Below are 22406 nucleotides of genomic sequence, written 5' to 3' on the forward strand. Positions count from 1 at the left end.
GAACTGCTGATAACGCTAAGTGACTAAGTGACAGGTTTAGTGCAAAAAGTCTGCCCTACTCTCCCTGCGTTGAAGCCAGGGGTGTCGGAGCGTGCACCTGGTCTATAACCAGCAATCCGTCGTATTGTTCTTTAGGCACAAACTTCATCGACATCTGACGAATCAATTCAGACGTCATGCCATCCTCCGCGGCATATACCGGCTGCCACATCCATGCTGTTTCTGCTGTTCTTTTGGTGAAAGAAGTCAAGTCAATGAAGGACTGCTTGTATCCGCTCTGCATGACGCGGTACTCCAGGCTGCCGGCTGGCATTTTTCGGATCTGGAACGGCTGGTTCGTTGAAATCGTAACGGCAGACCCTTGATTCATGTACAATCCGACCACGTACATTTTATCCTTGAGCTTTTGATGCAGGATCTCGCCCATACTCTTAAAACTGTTGATCCACTTTCCATTTTCGACGGTTTTCATCTTGGAAGTGTTTTTGGCCAGGTGGTCGTTATGCGCCCACAGGATCATCTTTTTGCCCGGGTACATTTCGCGGCTCAGCCACTCTACATGTTCGGCCATAATCCGGTCTCTGTATTCATAAGATTCCACCGTATCTTTCTGCATCATCCGCATAAATGCAATCCGATCCTCAAGCGACTTGACCGCCATGTCCAGCAGCTTCGGTTCAGTCGGATATGCTTTCAGCAGCTCTTTCTTATGCTTTTTCAAAAAGTCAATCGCCGCACGGTACTTGGGCGCATACGTCGCCTCCACTTTCTGAACCGCTTTTCGCTTTTCGGGACTGACGGTTTCCTCCAGCTCATTTCCGAAAGCCGCATACAATGCGCTCATGGCTTCCATGTCCATCTTTTGATAAGCTTCTCCGGTTGCGGGGTTTACCTTTGCCATCCATTTTCCAATAAACATAGTCGACAGATAAGATGTAAGCTGCATATCGTACCCGGCTAAAATCAGCGGATGATCCGTCTTGGCCTGCTCCTGAATATACTTGAACAGCTCCAGCGTTTCCTCGGAATGCCAAATCGGAAAAATCGAACCGCCCATCATCTGCTCTGGTGTCAGCTGATCTGTATTTGCGTTAACGGCCGCTGCCTCCATCATCCCGGACTCAAACGCAATAACATCATATCCCATTTCCTCATGCAAAAATTTAATCAGCCGGATTTTGACCTGGCTGTATTCCTTGACCCGGTGAAAATTCTCTCCCAGGCTTACAACCGTTTTGTTGGCCAACGTTTTTTTAAGAAACTGCAGATCCGTAAAATCCTCTGACGTCAGCGACCAGAGCGGGTGAGCTTGCTTTTTCATCGTTTGTGCCAGCCCTGCACTGTGGTTGGTGGTTGGGGTTTTGGTTGATGTTGACGTTGACGCAGTGGCCGGCACAGCGGTGTTCAGCAGCATAGCGCCCAATGCCAAAACCATGGCTGCTTTGCCGATTTGTTTTACATTTGAATTAAACCGTTTGTCTTCTTTCATTGTCGTAGCTCCTATGTAAAAGATTTAACGTCCTTGGCAGATTATCAGGAATCTATAAAGAATCGATAAAGCTGCCGTCCAAAGAAAAAATCCGGGTCACCTCCTGGGTTTAGTCCCGATTCAGCTGTCCCCATTCTAGCTGTTAGTATGGCCAAAGCAGGAGCGATGCTGAACGCCTATTACGGTTAGCTGAAGAAGTCAGCCAATGTTTGTTAGACGGCTTGTATCATTCTTTTCCCTGCAAATAATTAGGAGTAGGCTTGGCTGCACAAATATAGTAAGAGTTTAATTGACCAAATAGGATAACAGAAACTATAATTGGAATATTATGTTAATCGGTTGGGTGGCTAGGAATTTATTAAATGATTGGGAGACAAACCAATGACGATAAAGAAATTATTGGCTATATGCTTGTTGTTTTTAGTCGGTTTAACCGGTTGTAATGGAAACAGCCCCGAATCTCCAAATGGTATGGCAGTAGCAAATGATGAGTACCAGTACAATTTGATAATTACTAATAACAGTCCGCTATTTTTAAAAAGTGTAGTTGTGGCGCTTAAAGAAAAGGATGACGGCCAAATTAACGCTTTGATGGATAGCAATATTAATCATGGGGAAGCCGCAAAATTCAGAATTGAAAATGGAAAACACGCATTTAAAATTACGCTTAATCCAAAGAATAACTACTCCGTAAGTAAAGAATTCAGTGAAGTTTTTGAAGATGAGGAGGTTGTTGACTATCAAATAATAATTGAAGAAAACGAGGTGGTAATAGCTAAAAAGCTGACTGACGGCAGATAGCCGAAAGGAGTGGGAGAAAAATGGTATCGCCGATAAAAAGTCTGATCAGCAACATATATAGGGTAATTATGCTCTCTACTATAGAAAAGACAATGGAGGTAATTAAATGAAGCGTTTAACAAAAGTTGGTTTAACATCTCTGGTTTTAACTTCAGTGTTTAGTGCCGGCGCTTATGCAGCAACTGCACTTCCTAAAATTTTTGTGAATGGTAATGAAATAAAAACAAGTGTTCAGCCTAAAATTATTAATGGATCTGTATACGTTCCTATACGAGCTGTTTCTGAGGGGTTTGGGGCGAATATTAGCTGGAATAACACCACTAAAAGTTTGTATGTCAATTCGGATCCCAATTTTAAGGAGGAGCTAGCCAGGGCGGAGTATGTATTTTTACGGAATATGATCAACAAGTGGATTATGGCTTATGATGAAAGGGATTATACCACCATAGAGAAAGTGATAGCGGATGACTTCACTACAGATATTTATAAAGAATTTCCCGTAGGTGGTACGACTGAATCTAGCAGCATTATTGACTTCAAACTCATCGGTTACGAAGAATTAAACGGCGGATCGCAGCTAAAATTTACGTATCGTACAGTTTACAGACCGATTGACCATGAATACACGATTAGAGTCCAGGACTGGGCATTTACTGTATACGGTAATCAAATTCATTCCGCGAAGATTGTGCCTAATTCCACAAAATATTTGGATCGCTATACGACCGTTCCCAATGCTAATTTTGGGAAACCTCTTAAATGATCAACGTACAACAATTCGCATCCTAGGTCTACTTAATTACTGCTCTATGGTTTGTATGCCTACCCAAACTATCTTACTATTACGTTTACTTTTCTTTGGATTTTTTGATTAATGGTTCTACTTCTGCAAGCACTAAATAAATAATGCCTATAACTAGCGACAAAATACTCCACTGCTTCAATCCACTCCCGGTTACGTCTAATAATATTAAGAAAAATGATTCATTGTAGTTCGTTGCATTTGCACCATATATTGCTGCGCTAATATACCTGCCGATGTAGAGAAGTGCCGAAATTAAAATTAGTGAAATACCTGTACCTCTTCTGTTCATATTACCCTCTTCCATGTAATTTTTCAGACATCAAAGGCATCACAAAATCGATGTGTAATATATTACCAAATTCCGCGTATAGGGTAAACATTGTTAATCTCATTTTCACTGGCTGGGAGTGGTTTACATGTTATTGGTCCTTGACGGTATGAATGTTGATGCATTAACTAAAATGATTAAGATGTCATTTTCATGGGAAAATTGGTCGGCAATTTTAGAAATCTCGGAAAAACTTTTTGAACTTACAGCAATTATATATGATTCCAGTCAGCATCATCTTGGCAAAGTCCCTTTAAAAAGGAGTATGGCTTACTACTTTGGATACAGTCTCTGTATGAAAGGAATTGCTTTTCAAAAACTAGGAAGATTATCGGAGGCAAGAGTTTGCGTCAGTCAGTATTCAGATTTAAGTTGGATTAAAGATTTGGACGACGATGGTATTAGAGAAGTTGAGTTTTACAGAACGATATCGAAGGCGAACAATTATGTACTTGATCTGCTAGAAGGGAAAAATGAAGTTCTCCGGGAGTACATAGATTTTATACGCAATAGCGACAAAGAAGAACTTTTAGCAGGTCTTATAACGGTATTGGAGTCCGCCATTAAACACCATTATTGTATTGATTGGGTCTTAGATGAATTTAAAGACGAGGTAGAAAAATTGAATTTTAACGATAAAAGAGAAAATGTAAGATATTATGTGGACTATATGTATTTACATGTAATATATCGGTATAATAAGGGTTCAGTACCTGAAGCTATCAACTTGGTTCTGCATATGTTGGACATCAGCAGTGATTTAGATGATGAGGCAGGTTTTAGAAAATCTGTTTCTTTCTTCGAATCGCTAAAAGAACAAGCATCTACTTCTCAAAAAGCTAAGTATCAAGCTGTTATGAAAAATATGTATGGTATTGCTGACTAACTCAAATGAAGCCGTTACAACCGCTAGTTCGTTTCGGCAAATTCAGTCACAACTAACAGTGTATCTCCTTTTACCATGGCGTTGGTCTTTAGCCTAATACAGTCATCACAAGAATACCTCGTGTCGGAACTCGTATTCGACACGAGGTATTCTTTGCTTAGGATAAAAATATGCTGGAGGAGTCGAAGGTGAACGGATCGGGGGTAATACCGATTCAGATCTGACTTCCTATTTTTTTTCGAAGTCGGCTGCTTCTACTTGATCTTTACTAAATATATATTCCGGGTAATTGTTTATAAAAGGAGGAAGCTTACGTTCATTAAAGTATCTTAGCTCATACATTTCCTCATTACGCTGCCTTATTTCCCCACCCACATTCCTACATTCGAATACAATAGTCAAATATTCAACCTGATGTCCGTTGCTGTAGGTGTGACGCCGCTCTTTTCCTCCATAAACACCAATAATTCTTGTTGGTTCAACCTCCAGTCCTGTTTCTTCGTAGGCTTCTCTAATCATCGCCTGAGCAGGCGTTTCTCCCAGTTCAATAGCTCCAGCGATTAATCCCCAATGTTGTTCTTTGTGTTTTCTTCCGAATAAGATTTCTCCTCTGTCATTTCTAATTATTCCGGCTACTGACGGCACAAAAAGAAGTTCGTCCCCTATCTTCTCTCTTAAATTTCTGTAGTATTCCGACATTCCCATTGAAAAGCCCCCTAGTTATCTGACGATAATCGACCTGCTCAGTGTAACGGAATACCGTTATTTGGGTCAGCCACCTTATTAGAGCCTAAAATCTCATATCATTATTCTAATTTGAATCTCTTTCTGATATTTTTCAAACACTCCATAACCTCATCTTTTTGAACTGGGTTTTTCTTCAAATATTCCATGCTGTATTTTTCAATATAAGTATAGAATTCTGCTTCTTCCATTATCACTTCCTCATTCGATATATCATAGCTTATAGATACTTTATTCTCTCCTATATAATATTCATCATCGGGTATATAATAAGCTGACAAAGCACACCCGAATGACTCAGACCCACAAACATTGTCTCCAGATTCCGATTGAAATTCACTTAACATTCTAAATGGTTCTCGCGTATTTGAATCAAAAAAACCCATTGATAAAAAGAGTTGATGAATAATCCATTCTTTCCTTTCTGTATCTGTAACTTGTATATTATCATTCATAAAGTATCCTCCTCTGTCAAAATACTGGATAAATTGAGTTTATTTTACCCTCTACCACCAGCCACTCGAATTTCAACCCATTATCTGCAGCCCCACGATTTACTCCTTCTACCGTTGAAATACCTGCATTTTCTGAACCCGTTATAGCTTCTTTTGCCCATTTAACGATGTCCTCATTGGTAATAGGTGGACCATAAACTGTTTTGGGACGTTGGGCTGTTTTATAAACGACTTCTCCATTACTATCTAATTTGAGTTTTGTTCCACCATTTACATAGTCTGTTTCTAATGAAGGTATACGATACTTTATTTCATACACACCTTCTACTATTGGATGCGGTTTCGGTTCACCAATAATAAAATCAGAACGGGTCAAGTCATATTTCACTGCTTCACTATCTATTGTTTTATAAAAACCATCCAAATTGTGTGCACCTTTTACGCTGGGTCTACTCCCCCTTCCAATACCATGGCCATCAACCAAATGGTCAATCAATTCGCTGTTATCAAAATTTACAGTACTAGAAAGAGTATTAGCCTCACTCCTCCCCTCAGTGCCATTCCTCTCCGTCTCCCGCGGATTCGACAGTTCATTCATCTCCGGCCTTGTCAGCCCATCATTCCTCGGCCCAGAATACCCGTCCATATTACCGCCCGAGTTCATTTGCATACGCCAGTTCTTCTGCACCTCGGTAGGCTCCAAAATGTCGTGGTCCTTTGGCATCGGGCCTAAGTCTCTAGGGTTAAAGGGAAATCCAGGTCCGGCGGGTGATAACCCTGGGCCAAATCCGCTTTTAAAATTATCCATCATCTGCGGCACGGCATTTTTAGCCTTGTCCCACATCTCGGGGACGGCGTCTTTGGCTCTTTTTGCTTTCTCCATCAGTTTTGGTGCGGCATCCTTAAACTTTTTGGCCAGGTCACCAGTCATGTCCAGTCCTTCTTTAAAGACCTTACTCCCGCCAATGAAAACTGCACCGACTCTGGCGACGGCTTTGCCCCATTCCTTGCTCTCCGCGTAGGTTGCGGTTCCGTTCATCACTTTGTCTGTCAAGCGGTTCAGCGTGCCCAGCGGTTCAAGCAGTTCATCCTGGACGGTCTCGCTCAAGACAGCCTTCAGATCATCAATGCCCAGCTGTCCGCTTCGGATCGCTTGGGCCAGCTCATAGATGTCCGGAACCAGATTCACCGCACCCACAACGGTATCCAGCGCGTCCGACCCGAGCTGCACAACGATTCCTTCTCCCACCGCAACCGGCGTCAACAAGCCCGCTTCCTCAGTACTCTTCGCCAAGTCAAGCAGCGTATCGTCGAAGCTGCCGTCCGGCTTCCTGCCCTGCATCCCTTGAAACTTCTCCACCGCTAACAAAAATTCCTCGTTGTACCGCCCCGTAATTTCTCCGGGGTACATGCCCCGCTTTTTCAGTGCTTCCTGCATCGCCCGGATATCTGCGGGGGAGAACTTCTGGTTGTACTCTTCCATCAGCTGTCTTCGGATTTCCCGCTGCCGTTCCAGCTCCGCCGCTCTCTTCTTTGCGGCCTGCTCAATCGCCGGGTAATTGTGAACGGCCCAGTCCTGATAATTCGGGACCGTCATTCCGATGGCGATGACCAGCCGCAGCTCCTCCTCCTTCGGCATCGGGGAAAAATCCGACTTAAGCGGATTGTAGTCACAGGCTGACAGTGGCGGTCCTTTGTAATGCTTCCGCAGGCTGATTTCCGGTCCATACCATGCCGGATCAACACCAAGTCCCGCCAAAATATCCCGCTGCGCAGCAGCGGTCTGCTTCACCTGCTCCATGTACTGTTTGTGGTCATATGCCGCATACACGCTGTAAGCCGCCTGAGAGCGGGCCAGGGTATCGAACGCATTTGCAATCTCGTTCAGCTTCATCCGCGCCGCTTCCCGTAAGGCTTCGTCTCCCGTATGCAGCTTGTCCAGCAGCTCCGTAATCCGCGGCTCACTGCTGTAGGGGATCAGCCGCGTTTCGAGCTGCAGATCTTGCACACCGGTCACCGCTGCCTTTAGCAGATCCTTCAGTGACGGTTTCCCGCTCAACAGCTCCAGCAGATGCGCCCCGCCCTGCTCCTGCCGCCTCCGCCACATGTCCCACAGCCGGGCGCCAATCCCGCCGACCCGTTGGACCGCCGGGAACTTGCGCATAAACTTCGCGTTCAGCAGCGCCTTCATTTTGGACTCCGTGTAGCCATACTGCTCAGCCGTTTCCCGGACCGCCGTCGATTGGCGGTTCAGCTCATCCAAAATGATCTTTGTCTGACTCAGCACATCCCTGAGCAACGCTTCCGCCTTTGCGGCCGACTGCCCGACATACCACTCCTGCTGGTATTCATCCCTGGCAGCAGATAGGATGTTTGTAATTCCCCGTTCGACCCCGAACGCTTCCCGCTCCAGGTTCCGGCTGATCCGGTCCAGTGAGGCAGACAAATCCTGGAGACGGGAAAGATCGACTTTTTGCTGCATCTTGTGCCTCCTTAACCTTATGTATGAAAGGTCTGCTGGCTGTCAGACAGCCAGTAATTCAAGTACCTTCCCCAACGCCATTTTCCTCATAAAAAGCGGCACTTCCCCTTGTTTTACGAAGAACAACAGAGGGAATATATCTATTTCCAGTAATAACCATGCTATCATAATTTCTACTAAATTGACGAGAGGCTGATTGTCCCGAAGCAAACCAGGGTTTAGGAGAAAAGACCGAGAAGCTTCCCGCAGGTCTTCGCTCAAAAACACGGTTTTCCCCACAAAAAAATCCTACTAAATAATTCATCTAAACAAACCCAATTAATATACTCCAACTAAAAAAGTTCAACTTAAAAAAGCCCAGCCAGAAACTCTGACTGGACCTAACTATACGAGCAGCATATATCGAACAAGCAGCTTATATCAAAGCCTTATAAGAACCCCCGTTCAGCCACACACCGCTTTAGTACGCTTTAGTACGGTTAGTACGCTTTAGTACGGTTAGTACGCTTCAGTACGCTTTACCGCTTTAGTACGCTTTACCGCTTTAGTACGCTGTATCTCTTTAAGACGATTTAGCACCGCTGTTAGTACGCTCTAGCACCGCTTACAGCTCTAATACCGCTTTTAGCACCGCTTTATTAGCGTTTTAATACCGCTTTAATACCGCTTTATCCCCGCTTAAGCACAGACAATGAGTCCAACGCTTTGCCTTCATAATCAAACAACGTCAGATTGGACCAGTTGTTGGCGTGGCCGACGGACCATTCCGGTTTGCTCGGAATCCAGGCCGGCTCCCAGTAATGAAATCCGATGCCTTTGCCGCCCGGCGTACTGCGGATGACCTCGATAAAATCCCGTAAATACCGGGTCTGTCCCTCTACCGTGGCCGGATACTCCGGCAGCAGCTGGGTCTCGTCCTTCACGATCAGCTCCTCGCCCGACGCGGGCGGCGTAAGCGTCCACGGATAAGCGGTTTCCACCACCACAATCTCCTTGCTGTACCAGTCTGCCAGGTCGTGCAGATTTTGTCTCAGATCCTCCAGCGTACCGTGCCACCACGGATAAAAAGACAAACCAATCGTATCGAACGGCACGCCCAGCTCCGCAAACCGGTCATAAAACCTCCGGCTAGCCGGATTGTCCCCGCCCCGGTCGATATGGATCATGATCCGGATCCCTTCATCAACCCGTTTGGCTGCATCAATACCCGACTTAACCAGTTCGGCCAGGCGCCGCCACTGCTCATCCGTATCATATTGCTCGCCGCCTACTCTTCCTTCATCCCACAGCATGCCGGGGGTAATTTCGTTCCCGATCTGCACCATGTCCGGAAGCGCGCCTGCAGCCTGAAGCGCACGCAGCACTTCCTCCGTGTAATCACCAACCGCCTCGGTCAGCCGCTCGAAAGACAGAGCCTCCCATGCTTTGGGCTTCCATTGATTCATTGGGTCGGCCCATTTGTCCGAGTAGTGAAAATCCAGCAAAAAGTGCAGTCCCCGGCTCTTGATTTTTTGTGCCATCACGACCGTCCGCTCCAGGTTGCAGAACCCACCCGCCGGATCGTTCCACACACGCAATCGGATGGAATTGGCTCCGGCCCGCTTCAGGATGCCCAGTGCTTCCCCGGTATGTCCGTCCGCCGAATACGTCCCGCCGGTCTGTTCAATTTCATCCAGGAAAGACACATCCATTCCGTTCAAAAATATTTCGCTCATTTCGCCGCCTCCCTGTTAGTTCGTAAGCTTAATGCTGTATACCGGCTCCGCCTTAATGCTGTGGAACTCCGCAATTGCTTCTCCGTCAAACTGCCGCTCCACCGCCATCGCCGCATCGGCCGCCAGCGTAACCGAACCGGTACGCAGCGGTGTGGTCTCCAGGATCAGTTCTCCGTCCTTCAACCGGTCACGGAACCGGAACAACCCGATTTCCCAAGGCGCGCCGTTGTAGAAGTGGTCGTGGAACAGCCTGCCGCCGGCGAACGCATATCCGACATTACCGGTATAGTCGATGGACAGCAGCACATCCGATACACCGTCCCAAACCTCTTCCGCAAAGGTTAACGCCACTTTATGCTTATGAATAGGTTTCACCTGAAGCGGTACGGTCCGGGCCGGAACCCGGACGGTCCAAAGGGTATGCTCTCCCTCGCGGCTGCGGGTCAAAACCACATTTCCCGCTGCCTGGAAAGGGCTCCCGCTGCCGGCCGGATCGTATTCGCTGAATGTAAATTCAGACTGACCGATGCTGCTGAACTCCAGCCCATCCCCGGTCTCCGCAAGCGGAACGCTGGAAAACAGCACCCGGCTGTCTCCGCCTGCTCCGGTTACCCACAGCCGGTTCGCGTCCTCCTCCGCCATGACATAAATCCGGACTTCCCCGGCGCCGGCCCGCCGAATCCGCAGGATGGAAGACTGCGTACCCGGAACTACAGCGCAGAAGCTCCCATCCGCTTCCTGATGAACCGTACCAGAGTCACAGTCCACACGTTCGACCGACGCGCCCGCGATGCTGAATTCGGCGGCCGCAGGGTCAACGGCCCGGAAAAAGTAAGTTTCGATTTCTCCCGAGCGGTGCACGGTTACCGGCTGGGCTGTGGCGTAACGCAGCTGCACGCCGGACAGCTCCAGCTGCCATGGAAGCAGGAACGATGCATTTGGCCGCACGGTCAGTTCGCTGCGGACCGGAAAAACTAGCGTTTCACCGTTCAGTCCGATCCGGAACCGGACCTCCCGGTGCTCCTTCATTTCCACATGGTCCTGATAGTTGTTGACGAACAGGAATCCGGATTTGCCGTCGGTCCGGGCGGCGTACCGCAGCGGTTCGGAGTGCTCCGGCTGAATGGCCCCGGCGCCCTCTGGCAGCACGGTGGCCAGCGGCGCAAGCCGGGTGCCAAATGCCCGCAGGAAGAAGTGCAGCGACCGCAGCAGGTGGCTGAACTCGCGGACTTGGCCGAATTCGCCAAGCGGCGCCTGGAAATCGTACGTAATCCGCGGCGTCGTGCTTTCATTCAGGTACTGGCCCGTCGAACCTATCGGATTGGTTCCGCCGTGGAACATGTAATAGCCGACGAAATTGCAGCCGCCCGCGATTTTCATCAGGCTCATGGCCTGGACGCTTTCTGGCTCCACCTGAAAACGGCTCAAGTACCACGTCTGCATCCCCCCGCCCATCTCGCAGCAGGCGAACGGATAGCGGGTGCGGTCATAAGGAGGCCGAAACTCCGGGATTTCGGCAGCTTCATTGTGGTAATCGGCAAAGACATATTCGCCGGTCGGCTGCTGGTTCGGGTTCTTTTCGCTGATACTCCATGGAGTATACGCATAGCCGCCGTACAGCGGCAGTACCTCGTCTTCAAGCACGGGAGCTCCACCCCAGCCTGTGCTGGTGTAAATCGGCGCCTTAAGCCCTGCTTCCACAGCCATCTCCTTCAAAAGACGCATATGAGTCTCTCCGTCGCCGCTGCCTCCACTCATATATTCGTCGCCCTGCTTGGCGGTCAGCTCCCACAGCGCGGCGGCGGCGTTCCATTCGTTCTCCAGCTGGATGCCGATAACCGGCCCGCCTTCACCGAACATCATGCCTTCCGCCTGCCGGCCGATCTCGCCGTACAGTCTCCGGACATATGCGAGATACCCTTCGTCGTTGGACCGCAGGTCAAAGCTGCGGCCGAACATCCAGTCGGGGATGCCTCCATTGCGGACTTCGCCGTGGCAGAACGGGCCGATCCGGAGAATCACATACAAGCCGCACTCCGCGCACAGGTCAATAAACGCCCGCAGATTCCGGTCCCCCTGCCAGTCAAAATCCCCTTCGGTTTCTTCATGATGATTCCAGAAAATATAAGTGGCCACGATGTTGATGCCCGCCATTTTCAGCTTGCGCAGCTCGGTCAGCCAGCCGGAGGACGGGTAACGGGAATAATGAAATTCACCGCAAATTCCGAAAAAGGGTTCACCATTCAGCTCCATGTAATAATTGCTGAAACTGATGCAGTCGCCCGCTGGGCTGGTTCCTCCAAGTTTCAGGGTGGAAGGATAGATCTTTTTGGGCGCAACGCCCGCTTGGATGCTGTATTCCATCAATCCGCCCCCCTTTCTACCGCCCGTTTCAAAACAACGCAGCCGTTCACCGGCAGTTGGACGCGTCCGCCTGCTATTTCGCCGCTTTCCGCATCCGTATAACCGCGATCGTCCAGCTCCAATTCCTGCTCAGCACCACTGAAATTCATCACAAACAGGTAATCCGTCCCGCCATCGGTCCGCACCTGTGCGGTGACGCCATAAGGCAGCTCGGTTTCAAGCGCCCGGACAAGGCCGGCTTCGGCAGCGATCCGCTGGTAGAAATCGTTCAGGAAATCATCCCGCAGCAGGGTCGCCATATAATACGCTTTGCCTTTTCCCATATGGTTGACCGTCAGCGCCGGGCGGCCCGCATAAAAGCTGTCGGTATAAACGCCAAGCACTTCCGCCTGCTCCGCATGCACCAGCTCGCAAAGCTCACCGGATTCATAAACTCCCCCAAGGCCAAGCGCATTGCCATCCAACAGCTTCAGCCCGTTGCGGTCTTCGTCGTATAGGCCTTCAATCTCTTCGGCCCAAATGCCCAGCACCTTGCGGAGCGGACCGGGAAAGCCGCCCAGATGGCACAGATCATGCTCATCGACAATGCCGGACCAATACGTCGCCACCAGCGTCCCGCCGTTTTCGACGAACCGCTCCAGCTTGCGCCCGGTCTCCTCGCGGCACAGGTACAGCATCGGCGCAACAATCACCTTGTACGCATCCATTTCATCTTCGCTGCCGATGACGTCGGCCGGAATGCCCTGCGACCAGAACGCCCGGTGATGCGCCATAACCGTCTCTTCGTAATGAATCCCCATGTTGCGCGGTCCCTGCGCATCCTTAACCGCCCAGCGGTTGTCCCAGTCGAACAGGATGGCCGTTTCCGCCGGTGTCGCCGTGCCGGTCACTTCGGACAGACGGGCGAGCGATTCGCCAAGCTCGGCTACATCCCGGAACACCCGGGTATGCTCATGCCCCGCATGATCCACAACCGCGCCGTGGAATTTTTCGCTGGAGCCACGGCTTTTGCGCCACTGGAAGTACTGTACCGAATCCGAGCCATGCGCAATCGCCTGCAGCGAAGACAGACGGTGCATGCCGGGCTGCTTCAATTTGCTGACAGCTTGCCAGTTGGTCAAACTCGGCGTGCTTTCCATCAGCAGGAACGGTTTTTGCTGAATCGAGCGGTACAGATCGTGGTAGAAGGCGACCGAAGCCCCCAGCTCTACGTCATTGGTTCCTTTGTGCCAGCTTGGATAGGCGTCCCAGGAGATTACATCCAGCACATCCGCAAATTTGCGGTAGTCCAGCCCTTCGATCATATGCATGTTCGTGGTCGCCGGAAGGTCCGGGTTAAACGGCTTCACCGCTTCAATCTCATGCCGGCAAAAATCAACCGTCTGATCCGTCACAAACCGCCGCCAATCCAGGTTGTGCCCATGTACCGCGTTTTCCCCGTGCGGAGCCGGCGACTCCACCTGGGACCAATCGGTGTAGGTATGCGCCCAGAACGTGGTCCACCAGGCGGCATTCAACGCATCAAGCGAACCGTATTTGTTCCGCAGCCACTCCCGGAACGCCTGCTGGCACAGGTCGCAGTGGCAGTCGCCGCCGAACTCATTGGAGATATGCCAGCCGATCACCGCAGGATGATGCGCATACCGTTCCGCCAGCTTGCGGTTGATAATCGCGGTTTTCTCCCGGTATACCGGAGAGGTGTAGCAGTGATTATGCCGCATGCCGTGCAGATTGCGGACCCGGTTCGCCTCCGTCCGCAGCACCTCGGGGTATTTGGCCGACATCCAGGCGGGACGCGCGCCGCTAGGTGTCGCAAGCCACGCATAGATGCCGTTTTCCGCAAACCGTTCCAGCACCTGATCCATCCAATCGAACCGGAACACGCCTTCCTCCGGCTCCAGCGCTGCCCAGGAAAAAATCCCGATCGCCATCACATTGCACCCGGCCAGCTTCATGAGGCGGATGTCTTCTTCCAGCACCTTCGGATCATGTTGCCACTGGTCGGGATTGTAGTCCGCCCCGTGCATTAGTACAGGTAGTTTGCCGCTGATTGGAGAATGTTTTTTCATATGAGATATCGCTCCTTTTATAATTGTCGTATTCACTGATTCTATTTTGATCATAGTGCAAAATGGCTTTATAATCATTGAACAGAAGCATCTACAAATCGTCCAATCCGAACATGAAGGGAAAACCATATCATGATGCCTTTTTTGCTGGCCGAATCCGTAAGTCCGGACGCCCCGCTGCCGCTGTATGTGCGCTGCGTCGGCAGCCACGAGCAAAAACGGCTGGAGCGGCCGGACGGTTATCCGGCCCACCAGTTGTTTTTGTCGAGAAACGGCCGGGGAACCTTTTACATCGATGGGGGAGCCGAGCTCACGCTTGATCCCGGTACGGCGCTGCTGCTTCCGGCCGGGATCGGCCATGCCTACCGCCCGGACAGTGCGGACGAAGTGTGGGATCTCGGGTTTGCCGCCTTTCACGGCCCGGTCTCCGCCGCGCTGCTGGAGCAGATGGGCGAGCTTGTTCTGAAGCCGCTCCGCCTCCCCAACTTTAGCACGCTGTGGGAACAGCTCGAATCACTGTGGCACCTCATCAGCCTTAATGGAGAACGCGCCTATTGGGAATCGTCCAAACGGCTGTACGACCTGCTGCTGTCCGTGCTGGAAGGACAGCAGGCCGGCAGCAAGCCGGGCCGGAACCTCTATCCGGCCGGTCAGCCGAATCCGGCGCTGCAGGCTGCGGTCAAGCTTATTCACGATCATTACAACGAACGGCTCTTAATCGCCAACGTCGCCCGGGCGGCGGGTTATTCGATCCAGCATTTTCACCGGCTGTTCGCCGCCGATTACGGAATGACGCCTCAGCAGTACATTTTGCGGCTGCGCATGGTCCGCTCCGTCCAGCTGCTGGAGGAGAACCCCGGCATGCCGGTCGAGGAGGTCGCGGACAAGCTCGGGATGGACACCAGCTATTTCATCCGGATGTTCAAGCGCACCTACGGTGTTACGCCGAAGCAGCATGTCCGGCAAAAACTTGGTCCCGTGCGTCCCGAGTGACAAAAAAGCTGTCCCGGGAGCCCCCAGGGCCGCGGGACAGCTTCTTGTCTGTCAGCTAGGCTTGTGCGTTTCTTATTTTTGCGCCGCCAGGAATGCGTCGATTTGGCTTTGCATTTCGGCCTGGATTTCGTCGATGCCTGCGGATTTCAGCTGCTTCAGCAGGTCCGCCTGCCCTTGGTCCAAATCGTCAATCAGGCCGTATTCGAGCGGGATGGCGTAGCGCAGCATCACATTACCGACGTTGGCCGCCTGGTTCTTCACCTTGGTATCGTCGAATACGAAAGTCTCCAGCGGGTAATGGAATACTTTTTCCTGCCAGGAAGCCAGCATGTCGTCCGCTTCTTTCGGATAGGAAGTATCCGTCCGGTTCAGCAGGGAGTTCCATCCCCAGTTCGAGAAGCCGGTATAGCTTGTTGCGTTAGGGCCCGGGTTGTACTGCTTGTCTCCAACCGGCTCATAATGCTTGCCGGCGATGCCGTACATCGTCAAATCGTGAATTTCTTTGTCGTTCTGCAGCAGATCGATCAGCATCAGCGAACGTTCCGCATGTTTGGAAGTAGCGTGGATGGCCAGACCGTTTTGTGTGGAAATGGCGCTTTGTTTGTGTTTGTCCGGCGTCAGATCCGCAAACATCATTTCCGTGTCCGGCTTGTCGCGGCGCTGTTCAGCCACGTTGAAGGCTACTGTGCCCAGGTTCTGCGCGTAGGAAGCCACTTTGCCCGCTTTCATATCCTGCCATACGTCATTTTTGTTGCTGACGATGTTTTTGGACCAGGCGCCGCTGTCGGACAGGTCTTTATAGTACGTGAGCAGCTGCTTGAATTCCGGAGTGTCATATACGTTAAACAGTTTGCCGGCAGGATCGTCTTTTTTGAAGGCCAGCGGAACGTCCGTGTCTACGATATTCCAGTTGTTTTGCTGCTCAAGCATAATGTCGTCCAGCTCATGCCATTTCCAGCCGTCGGCCGGCTTGGCGCCAAAGCCGTTGACGCCTTTTTCGTTCGCAGCCACCGCTTTTACATAAGCGGCATACGATTCGGGGCTGTTTACAAGCTCCAGATTGTATTTTTTCCGCAGATCTTCGCGGATCAGGACGATTTTATCAACCACCTCGTTGCTGTTCTGGGGCACCATGTACAGCTTGCCGCCGACTTTAGCCTGCTCCCATGCCGCAGGAGGCAGCGCTTCCCAGGTCTTCGGCGCATACTGCTTCAGCATGTCTTCGGACAGCTCCATAAATCCGCCTTTGAGCGCCTGATCGTTGTAGAACGCCCAGTTTGCGGTGTAAGCGATGTCAAAATCTTCGTTAGCCGCAAATTTCAGCGGATATTTTTGCGTCCAGTCGGACCAGTCCAGGAACTCGACTTCGACGGTTGCGTTGATCTTTTCTTTGAGTTTTTTGTTCAATTCGCCGAATACTTCATCATAATCGACCGGCTTGCCGCCGATCAGCAGCATCTTCAGGGTTACTTCTTCTTCGGTGCCCGCATTTCCGGCTGCCGCGGTTCCGGTTGGAGCCGGGGCGCTGTTGTCCGCAGCCTTCTCATTCCCCCCGCCGCCGCAAGCGGCTAGCAGGCTCATCAGCATCAGCATCATGGCCAGCAGTGTTGCCGTGGTTCTTTTTTGTCTCATGACCGTTATCCCCCTTGATTGTACTAAAATATTATGATAACCAGGTTGCCCTGATGGTCATCCGTTATCCCCTATCAGCCCTTAACGGCGCCGATCGTAAGTCCTTGTACAAAATAACGCTGAATGAAAGGATACGCCAGCAGGATCGGGCCTGTCGCCACAATCGTCATCGCCATCTTCAGGCTTTCGGTCGGCAGGTTCGTATTGACCACCGCTCCCGATTCCATCATTGCTTTGCGCATGCCGTCCATGTTACCCAGCAGCCGGTACAGATAATACTGCAGCGGCATCAGATCGGAATTCGAAATGAACAGCAGCGCATTGTACCAGTCGTTCCAGTAAGCCAAGGCGATAAACAGGCCGATGGTGGCCAGCGCCGGCTTCGACAGCGGCAGAATCAGCTTGCGGAAGATGAGGAAGTCGCCCGCTCCGTCGATTTTGGCGGATTCGGTAATGGCTTCCGGGATGCTGCTCATAAAAGACTTCATGACGATGATATAAAACACGTTCAGCAAAAGCGGCAGGATCAGCACAATCAGCTTATCCTTAAGATGAAGGTAGTTCACCATCATCAGGTACCAGGGCACAAGCCCTCCGCTGAACAGTGTGGTGAAGAAGAAGTAGAAGGAGAAGTGATTCCGCCATTTAAAATCCTTCCGGGTCAGCACATAACCCGTCATTGCCGTCAGGAACAGCCCGACCGCCGTACCGATCACCGTCACGGTAATCGTAATGCCGTAGGCCTTCAGCATATCGGCCGGGTACTTAAATAAAATGCTGTACGCTTCGGCCGAGAAGCTGGTCGGCAGAATTTGAAAACCTTTTTCAATGATCGAGCTTTCCTCTGTCAGTGAGGAAGACACAACCAGGATAAACGGGAAGATACAGAACAGGGCCAAAATCGTCAGTGACGTGTAGCCGATCACGGACAGGAGCAGCTTGTCTCCTCCCTGCTTGCGTTTTTTATCCGGATGCGTATCCGTTCGTTTGTTTCTCGCGGCAACCGTTGTACTCACAGCATGACCTCCCTTTCTCTATTTCGCCTGCCTTCATCCGGGATGAATAGAGGCGGTATGGACTTTTCTAAAATAAAGCGCGGTCTTTATCGTATTTGCGAACCGCGTAGTTGGCAAGCATAATTGTGGCGAAACCAAGAATGGACTGGTAAAAGCCTGCAGCGGCCGACATGCCAATTTCGTTCGATGTCGTCAAGGAACGGAAGACAAAGGTGTCAATGACATCCGTGGAGGAGAACAGCAGGCCGTTGTTGCCGACCATGTTGTAGAACATTCCGAAGTCTCCCCGGAAAATATTGCCGATCGCCAGCAGCACCAGAATGATCACGGTTGGCATCAGGTTCGGCACGGTGATTTTCATAATCCGCTGGAACACGTTGGCGCCGTCGATTTCAGCCGCCTCGTACATTTCCGTATCAATGCTGGTAATGGCCGCCAGATACATGATCGTTCCGTAACCAAGCGTCTTCCAAGCCGATACGACGATCAGTATGACCGGCCAGTAGGCTGCGGTGTTGTAAATGTCGACGGGTTCCATGCCAAGCCCCTTCAGCAGCATGTTGAGGGTACCGACATCGAAGTTGAACAGGTTATAGGCGATCGCGCCGACGACAACCCAGGAGATAAAGTAAGGCAGGAACATGACCGTCTGCGCGAACTTGCGGAACCACTTGCCGGCAACCTCGAACAGCAGAATCGCCGCAAAAATTTGCAGGACATTGTTAACCACGATAAATGCGACATTGTAGAGCGCTGTATTGCGGGTTACGCGCCAGGCGTCGCCGGATTCGAAGAAAAACCGGAAGTTGTCGAACCCGTTCCAAGGGCTTCCGAATACCCCGCCGTCGTAATTGAATTGTTTGAATGCAAGGACGATGCCGGCCATCGGCACGTAAGCGAACAACAGGAAGAACAGCACGGCGGGTGTCAGCATCAGCAGCAGGGTCCGCTGCTTTTTCACCTCGCTCCAGAATCCATGTCGTTTCATCCGAACTCCCCTTTCTTGTCTCTCTATGCCTCAATTATACGGAAGCGTTTTCTGCCGGAGGATTCAGCCATTCAACGAAAAGTAATACTTTTGCACGGATGATGGGTTTGCTGGTGAATTTGTATCGCTCTATGCAAAAAAGACCGTCCCTAAAGGACGGCCTGCCCGCTGTACGCGGCATGTTTCTGCCTTCCGGCAGCTACACATTGTGTTTCTTGCGGTACTCTCCCGGCGTCATGCCCATGCTTTGCTTGAACTGGCGGTTAAAATAAATGATGTTTTTGTAGCCCATCCGCTCGGCGATTTCATAAATCTTGAGTCCGGGGTCCAGCAGCAGCTCGCAGACCCGCTCGGTCTTGCGCGTGTTCAAATAATCGCTGAAGTTTGTCCCGGTCTCATCTTTGAACAGTGTCCCCAGATAATTCGGAGTAAAATGAAAATGGGACGCCACTTCCTTCAGCGTCAGCTTTTGTTCCAGCCGGGCTTCAACAAACTGCATGATGTCTTCGATCCCTTTGCGTTTTTGCCGCTGGCGTTTGATGTAGAGCAGCTCGGACAACTCAAAAAACCGGCGCCGCAGCCACGACAAAATATCATCCAGCGTCTCAAACTCAAACAGCATATCCGGCTGGTGGCTTTCCCACTCCAGCAGCTCATACAAATTCTCATTGCGCTGCTGCAGATTGGCGTGAAGGCTGGAGGTCAGGCGCACGATCAGCTCGTACACATGGGTCCGGCCCGCCAGGCTGGTATCCTTCCGGAACAGCTCCTCCAGCACGTCATCAATGGTCACCAGATCATAATCGGTGATGGCGACAAGCAGCCGCTCGGCCGCCTCATGAATTCGGGTGCCCATCCCCGCCTGAACCGGCGCCTGGGCCGTATCCCGGATGACCCGGTTGTTGCCGAGCAGCCACTTTGTGCTGAGCGCAGTCTGGGCTTGTCTGTAAGAGGCGTGTAAGCTGCTTGCATCCGCTGCCTGGCTGCCAAGCCCTGCGGTAAGCGTATAAGACGAACGCTCGGCCACCGTCCGGGTCAGCCGGTCCAGCTCCAGCGCAAACGTCTCCGGCGGCAGGCTGCCGAGCACAAGGAACTGCGAATGGCGGACCGGAACCACCGTGCCCAGCCTCGCCTCCGCGGCCAGCGTGCGGACCAATTCACTGATCGCCTGCAGCTCGTCCCGGCGCGCTTCCTCTCCTAGTCCTTTCAACCGGCGCTCCAGATTATCGATCTCCAGCACGGCCACCGCCGTGCCATCCTCCAGAATCGGCTCCAATACTTTCGCCAAGTGCCCGCTTACAGATTTCGGCGCGGCGTCCTCCAGCCAGCGGAGCAGCAGCTCCTCCTGCACCAGGGACAGCACTTCCGTCATAGAGCGGTTTTGCTCCCGTTCCTGTTCGATTTGAGTACACAGCTTATTCAGCATCTGGAACAAATCCTGATCTTCCACCGGCTTCAGCAGATACCCGAGTGCGCTGACCGCAATGGCTTCCTGGGCATAACCAAAGTCCTCATGACCGCTGATAAAAACAATTTTGATATCGGGACGAAGCGCCTTGGCCTGACGTGCGAACTCGGTTCCGCTCATAATCGGCATCCGGATATCGGACAAAATCACATCCACCGGCTGCTCCTCCAGCAGCTTCAGCGCCGCAAAACCGCTGTTGGCCGTGCCGGCCACCTCAACCGGCAGCCCGCTGGCCAGCACCCGCCGCCGCAGCCACTCCAGGTCCACCGCTTCATCGTCCACCAGCAATATCTGTATCGCCACTTAGCGTTCCCTCCTTTGCGTGTCCTGCGGATCGGTTTGAAGCAGACGCGCTTCTTCTTCCTCATTTCCTCCGTCAGCGGGCAGTACAATGCGGACCGCAGTGCCCGCTCCGTACAAACTTCCGATTTGTACGCCGTACCCTTCCCCGTATCTCAGCTTGATCCGCTCGTCCACATTGCGGATGCCATAACCGCCGGATCGCCCCGCGGCTTCGGCGCCGCCGCCAAGCAGCGAATCCAGCGTCTGTTTCCGCATCCCGATCCCGTTGTCGATCACGCTGAGCTCAATTGTGTTGTTCACCTTGCGCCCTCTAATGATAATTGCAATGGATTCGCCGAACCAGGCATGCTTAAAGATGTTTTCGACAAACGGCTGCAGAATCAATTTAATGACCGGCGTCTCCTTGATTTCCGGGTCCACCTCCATATAAATCTTAAACGCGTCCGCATACTTCACCCGCTGAATATCCAGATAGGTGCCGACCTGCTCCAGTTCCTTCTCCAGCGAGATGGTGGACAACCCTTCATTCAGCGTAAGCCGGTAAAACCGCGACAAACCCTGCACCATCTCCGTCACCTTGCCGATTTCGCCGAGATTGGCCAGGCTGTTGATCGTCGACAATGTATTATACAAAAAATGCGGGTTGATCTGCGCCTGAAGCGCCTCAAGCTCGGCTTGTTTTTTCTGCAGCCCCTGCACGTAGACCCGCTTGATCAGCTCTTTGATGTTGCCGGCCATCACATTAAACGCATCGGCAATCTGCACGAATTCGTCGTTGCCCGAAAAGCGCAGACGTTTCTCCAGGTTCCCTTCCTGGAACGCGTGCAGCATGGCGGTAATGCGGGACATTTTGCGTCCGGACAGCCTGGCTACCAGGAACCCGATCAAAGCCATTCCGACAAAACTGATGGAGCACACAAACAAGATGAGCCGCTGCAGCTTGCGGGCGTTTTTGGTCAGATATTCGCTGGGCACCTGGGTTTCGACCACAAAGCTTGTCCCGGGAATGGGCTCCTCCAGCCGTAAATAATCGGACTTGCGGGCGATTCCGTCGCCGGGTCCCCGTTGAAACAGCGTTTCGTTCAGCCCGATATCCTTCAGACTCACGGTAAAGCCTTCTTCCACCGGAAACGTATCAAAATCGCCAAACAGATCCTCCAGGGAAGCGGTGATCCGCAAATAGCCAATTGTGCTGTAATCGCTGTACGAGATCAGCTTCCGGAAATGCGAAATATTGCCCAGCTTCCGGTCGGTGTCGATCTGCAGCCAGATGTCATCCTGGCCCGATCCGCGGAGTGTCTCAAACCACCGGGTCCCCTCCACTTCCGAAAGCGGTAAAATATAATAATCGCTGTCCTTGATCGGCATCTCCGGGTTGTCGCCCGCCACGACATTGAGGTCGCTGTTGGGCGTAAACAGCATCAGCCGGATGCTGTTCCCGAACAGCCGCAGCGGCGCCGTAATTTCAGGAATAATATAATCGGTCATCGTCAGGTAGATGTCATACGGCTCGCCTTTTACCTGCAGGGCCCGCTGAAACGACGAGCTGCCGAACATGGAATCGGACATCCGCTCGATCTCGTCCATCTGGTAGCGGATATTGTTGCGGGCCTGCTCCATGCCGGTGCGGATCGTCGTCTCCGCCATCTCCGTCCGGGATTCGGTCAGCACGGTGTAAGACATATAGCCAATCAGCACGTCGGTCAGCAAGACCAGCAGCAGGTAGGGAATCATCATCTTGTAGGTAAAAGGCATGTACCGCTGTTTCCAAAAAGACCGCATGTTGTTCCACCCCGGATTCAAATTTGACGGATAGCCGGCCATCTATACACCAACAGCCGGGGCATGAGCCCGCCCCGGCTGTGCGC

The 22406-nt window shown here is 51.6% G+C and carries 18 protein-coding genes; 4 read left to right on the forward strand and 14 right to left on the reverse strand.

The features are described 5' to 3' along the window. Positions 1–55 precede the first annotated feature (55 nt). Positions 56–1489 (reverse strand): erythromycin esterase family protein, encoded by a 1434-nt coding sequence (locus ACE6ED_RS15595; protein WP_410828114.1) that lies wholly within the window; start codon positions 1487–1489, stop codon positions 56–58. Positions 1490–1870: 381 nt separating this feature from the next. On the opposite strand from ACE6ED_RS15595, the gene ACE6ED_RS15600 reads away from it, so the two are divergent. Next, positions 1871–2290, forward strand: coding sequence for a hypothetical protein (locus tag ACE6ED_RS15600; RefSeq protein ID WP_410828115.1), 420 nt, complete (start codon positions 1871–1873; stop codon positions 2288–2290). 106 nt (positions 2291–2396) lie between these two features. Beyond that, positions 2397–3053 (forward strand): copper amine oxidase N-terminal domain-containing protein, encoded by a 657-nt coding sequence (locus tag ACE6ED_RS15605; protein ID WP_410828116.1) that lies wholly within the window; start codon positions 2397–2399, stop codon positions 3051–3053. 85 nt (positions 3054–3138) lie between these two features. Here the strand turns inward: ACE6ED_RS15605 and ACE6ED_RS15610 are convergent, their stop codons facing one another. Then, entirely contained in the window at positions 3139–3384 is a 246-nt protein-coding gene (locus ACE6ED_RS15610) for a hypothetical protein (RefSeq protein ID WP_410828117.1), read from the reverse strand. 127 nt (positions 3385–3511) lie between these two features. On the opposite strand from ACE6ED_RS15610, the gene ACE6ED_RS15615 reads away from it, so the two are divergent. Beyond that, positions 3512–4309 carry a hypothetical protein gene (locus ACE6ED_RS15615; RefSeq protein ID WP_410828118.1) on the forward strand — a complete coding sequence of 266 codons (798 nt, stop codon included), beginning with the start codon at positions 3512–3514 and terminating at the stop codon, positions 4307–4309. Between the two features lie 228 nt (positions 4310–4537). Here ACE6ED_RS15615 and ACE6ED_RS15620 read toward each other — a convergent pair whose 3' ends face one another. From ACE6ED_RS15620 to ACE6ED_RS15650, 7 genes are all read right to left on the reverse strand, one after another. Next, a complete protein-coding gene (locus ACE6ED_RS15620; protein WP_410828119.1) occupies positions 4538–5014 on the reverse strand; it encodes an NUDIX domain-containing protein in 477 nt (158 codons plus the stop codon). A 101-nt stretch (positions 5015–5115) separates the two neighbouring features. Next, positions 5116–5508 (reverse strand): ribonuclease toxin immunity protein CdiI, encoded by a 393-nt coding sequence (cdiI, locus tag ACE6ED_RS15625; RefSeq protein WP_410828120.1) that lies wholly within the window; start codon positions 5506–5508, stop codon positions 5116–5118. 16 nt (positions 5509–5524) lie between these two features. Beyond that, positions 5525–7990, reverse strand: a complete 2466-nt coding sequence (locus ACE6ED_RS15630) for a peptidoglycan-binding protein (protein WP_410828121.1) — start codon at positions 7988–7990, stop codon at positions 5525–5527. A 58-nt stretch (positions 7991–8048) separates the two neighbouring features. Next, complete coding sequence (locus ACE6ED_RS15635; protein ID WP_410828122.1) at positions 8049–8294, reverse strand: hypothetical protein; 246 nt, start codon at positions 8292–8294, stop codon at positions 8049–8051. A 364-nt stretch (positions 8295–8658) separates the two neighbouring features. Continuing rightward, the gene (locus ACE6ED_RS15640) at positions 8659–9705 is read right to left on the reverse strand and encodes a glycoside hydrolase family 53 protein (protein ID WP_410828123.1); all 1047 of its coding nucleotides are present in this window, start codon (positions 9703–9705) and stop codon (positions 8659–8661) included. A 15-nt stretch (positions 9706–9720) separates the two neighbouring features. Next, positions 9721–12069 (reverse strand): beta-galactosidase, encoded by a 2349-nt coding sequence (locus ACE6ED_RS15645; protein WP_410828124.1) that lies wholly within the window; start codon positions 12067–12069, stop codon positions 9721–9723. Further along, entirely contained in the window at positions 12069–14138 is a 2070-nt protein-coding gene (locus ACE6ED_RS15650) for a beta-galactosidase (protein ID WP_410828125.1), read from the reverse strand. Before ACE6ED_RS15650 ends, ACE6ED_RS15645 begins: the two co-directional genes overlap by 1 nt. Positions 14139–14270: 132 nt before the next feature. Here ACE6ED_RS15650 and ACE6ED_RS15655 point away from each other — a divergent pair, with 132 nt between their 5' ends. Further along, positions 14271–15131 (forward strand): AraC family transcriptional regulator, encoded by an 861-nt coding sequence (locus ACE6ED_RS15655; RefSeq protein ID WP_410828126.1) that lies wholly within the window; start codon positions 14271–14273, stop codon positions 15129–15131. Between the two features lie 72 nt (positions 15132–15203). Here the strand turns inward: ACE6ED_RS15655 and ACE6ED_RS15660 are convergent, their stop codons facing one another. The 5 genes from ACE6ED_RS15660 to ACE6ED_RS15680 form a co-directional block, all read right to left on the reverse strand. Next, positions 15204–16763: an ABC transporter substrate-binding protein gene (locus ACE6ED_RS15660; protein ID WP_410828127.1), complete on the reverse strand. Its 1560-nt coding sequence runs from the start codon at positions 16761–16763 to the stop codon at positions 15204–15206. A 74-nt stretch (positions 16764–16837) separates the two neighbouring features. Beyond that, on the reverse strand, positions 16838–17701 hold the full coding sequence (locus tag ACE6ED_RS15665; RefSeq protein ID WP_410828211.1) for a carbohydrate ABC transporter permease: 864 nt from the start codon (positions 17699–17701) through the stop codon (positions 16838–16840). Between the two features lie 145 nt (positions 17702–17846). Continuing rightward, complete coding sequence (locus tag ACE6ED_RS15670) at positions 17847–18767, reverse strand: ABC transporter permease (protein WP_410828128.1); 921 nt, start codon at positions 18765–18767, stop codon at positions 17847–17849. Positions 18768–18966: 199 nt separating this feature from the next. After that, positions 18967–20538 carry a response regulator gene (locus tag ACE6ED_RS15675; RefSeq protein WP_410828129.1) on the reverse strand — a complete coding sequence of 524 codons (1572 nt, stop codon included), beginning with the start codon at positions 20536–20538 and terminating at the stop codon, positions 18967–18969. Next, complete coding sequence (locus ACE6ED_RS15680; RefSeq protein ID WP_410828130.1) at positions 20539–22320, reverse strand: sensor histidine kinase; 1782 nt, start codon at positions 22318–22320, stop codon at positions 20539–20541. Between the last annotated feature and the right edge of the window lie 86 nt (positions 22321–22406).

The sequence above is a fragment of the Paenibacillus nanchangensis genome, from assembly GCF_046543445.1.
GTDB lineage: Bacteria > Bacillota > Bacilli > Paenibacillales > Paenibacillaceae > Paenibacillus_AQ > Paenibacillus_AQ nanchangensis.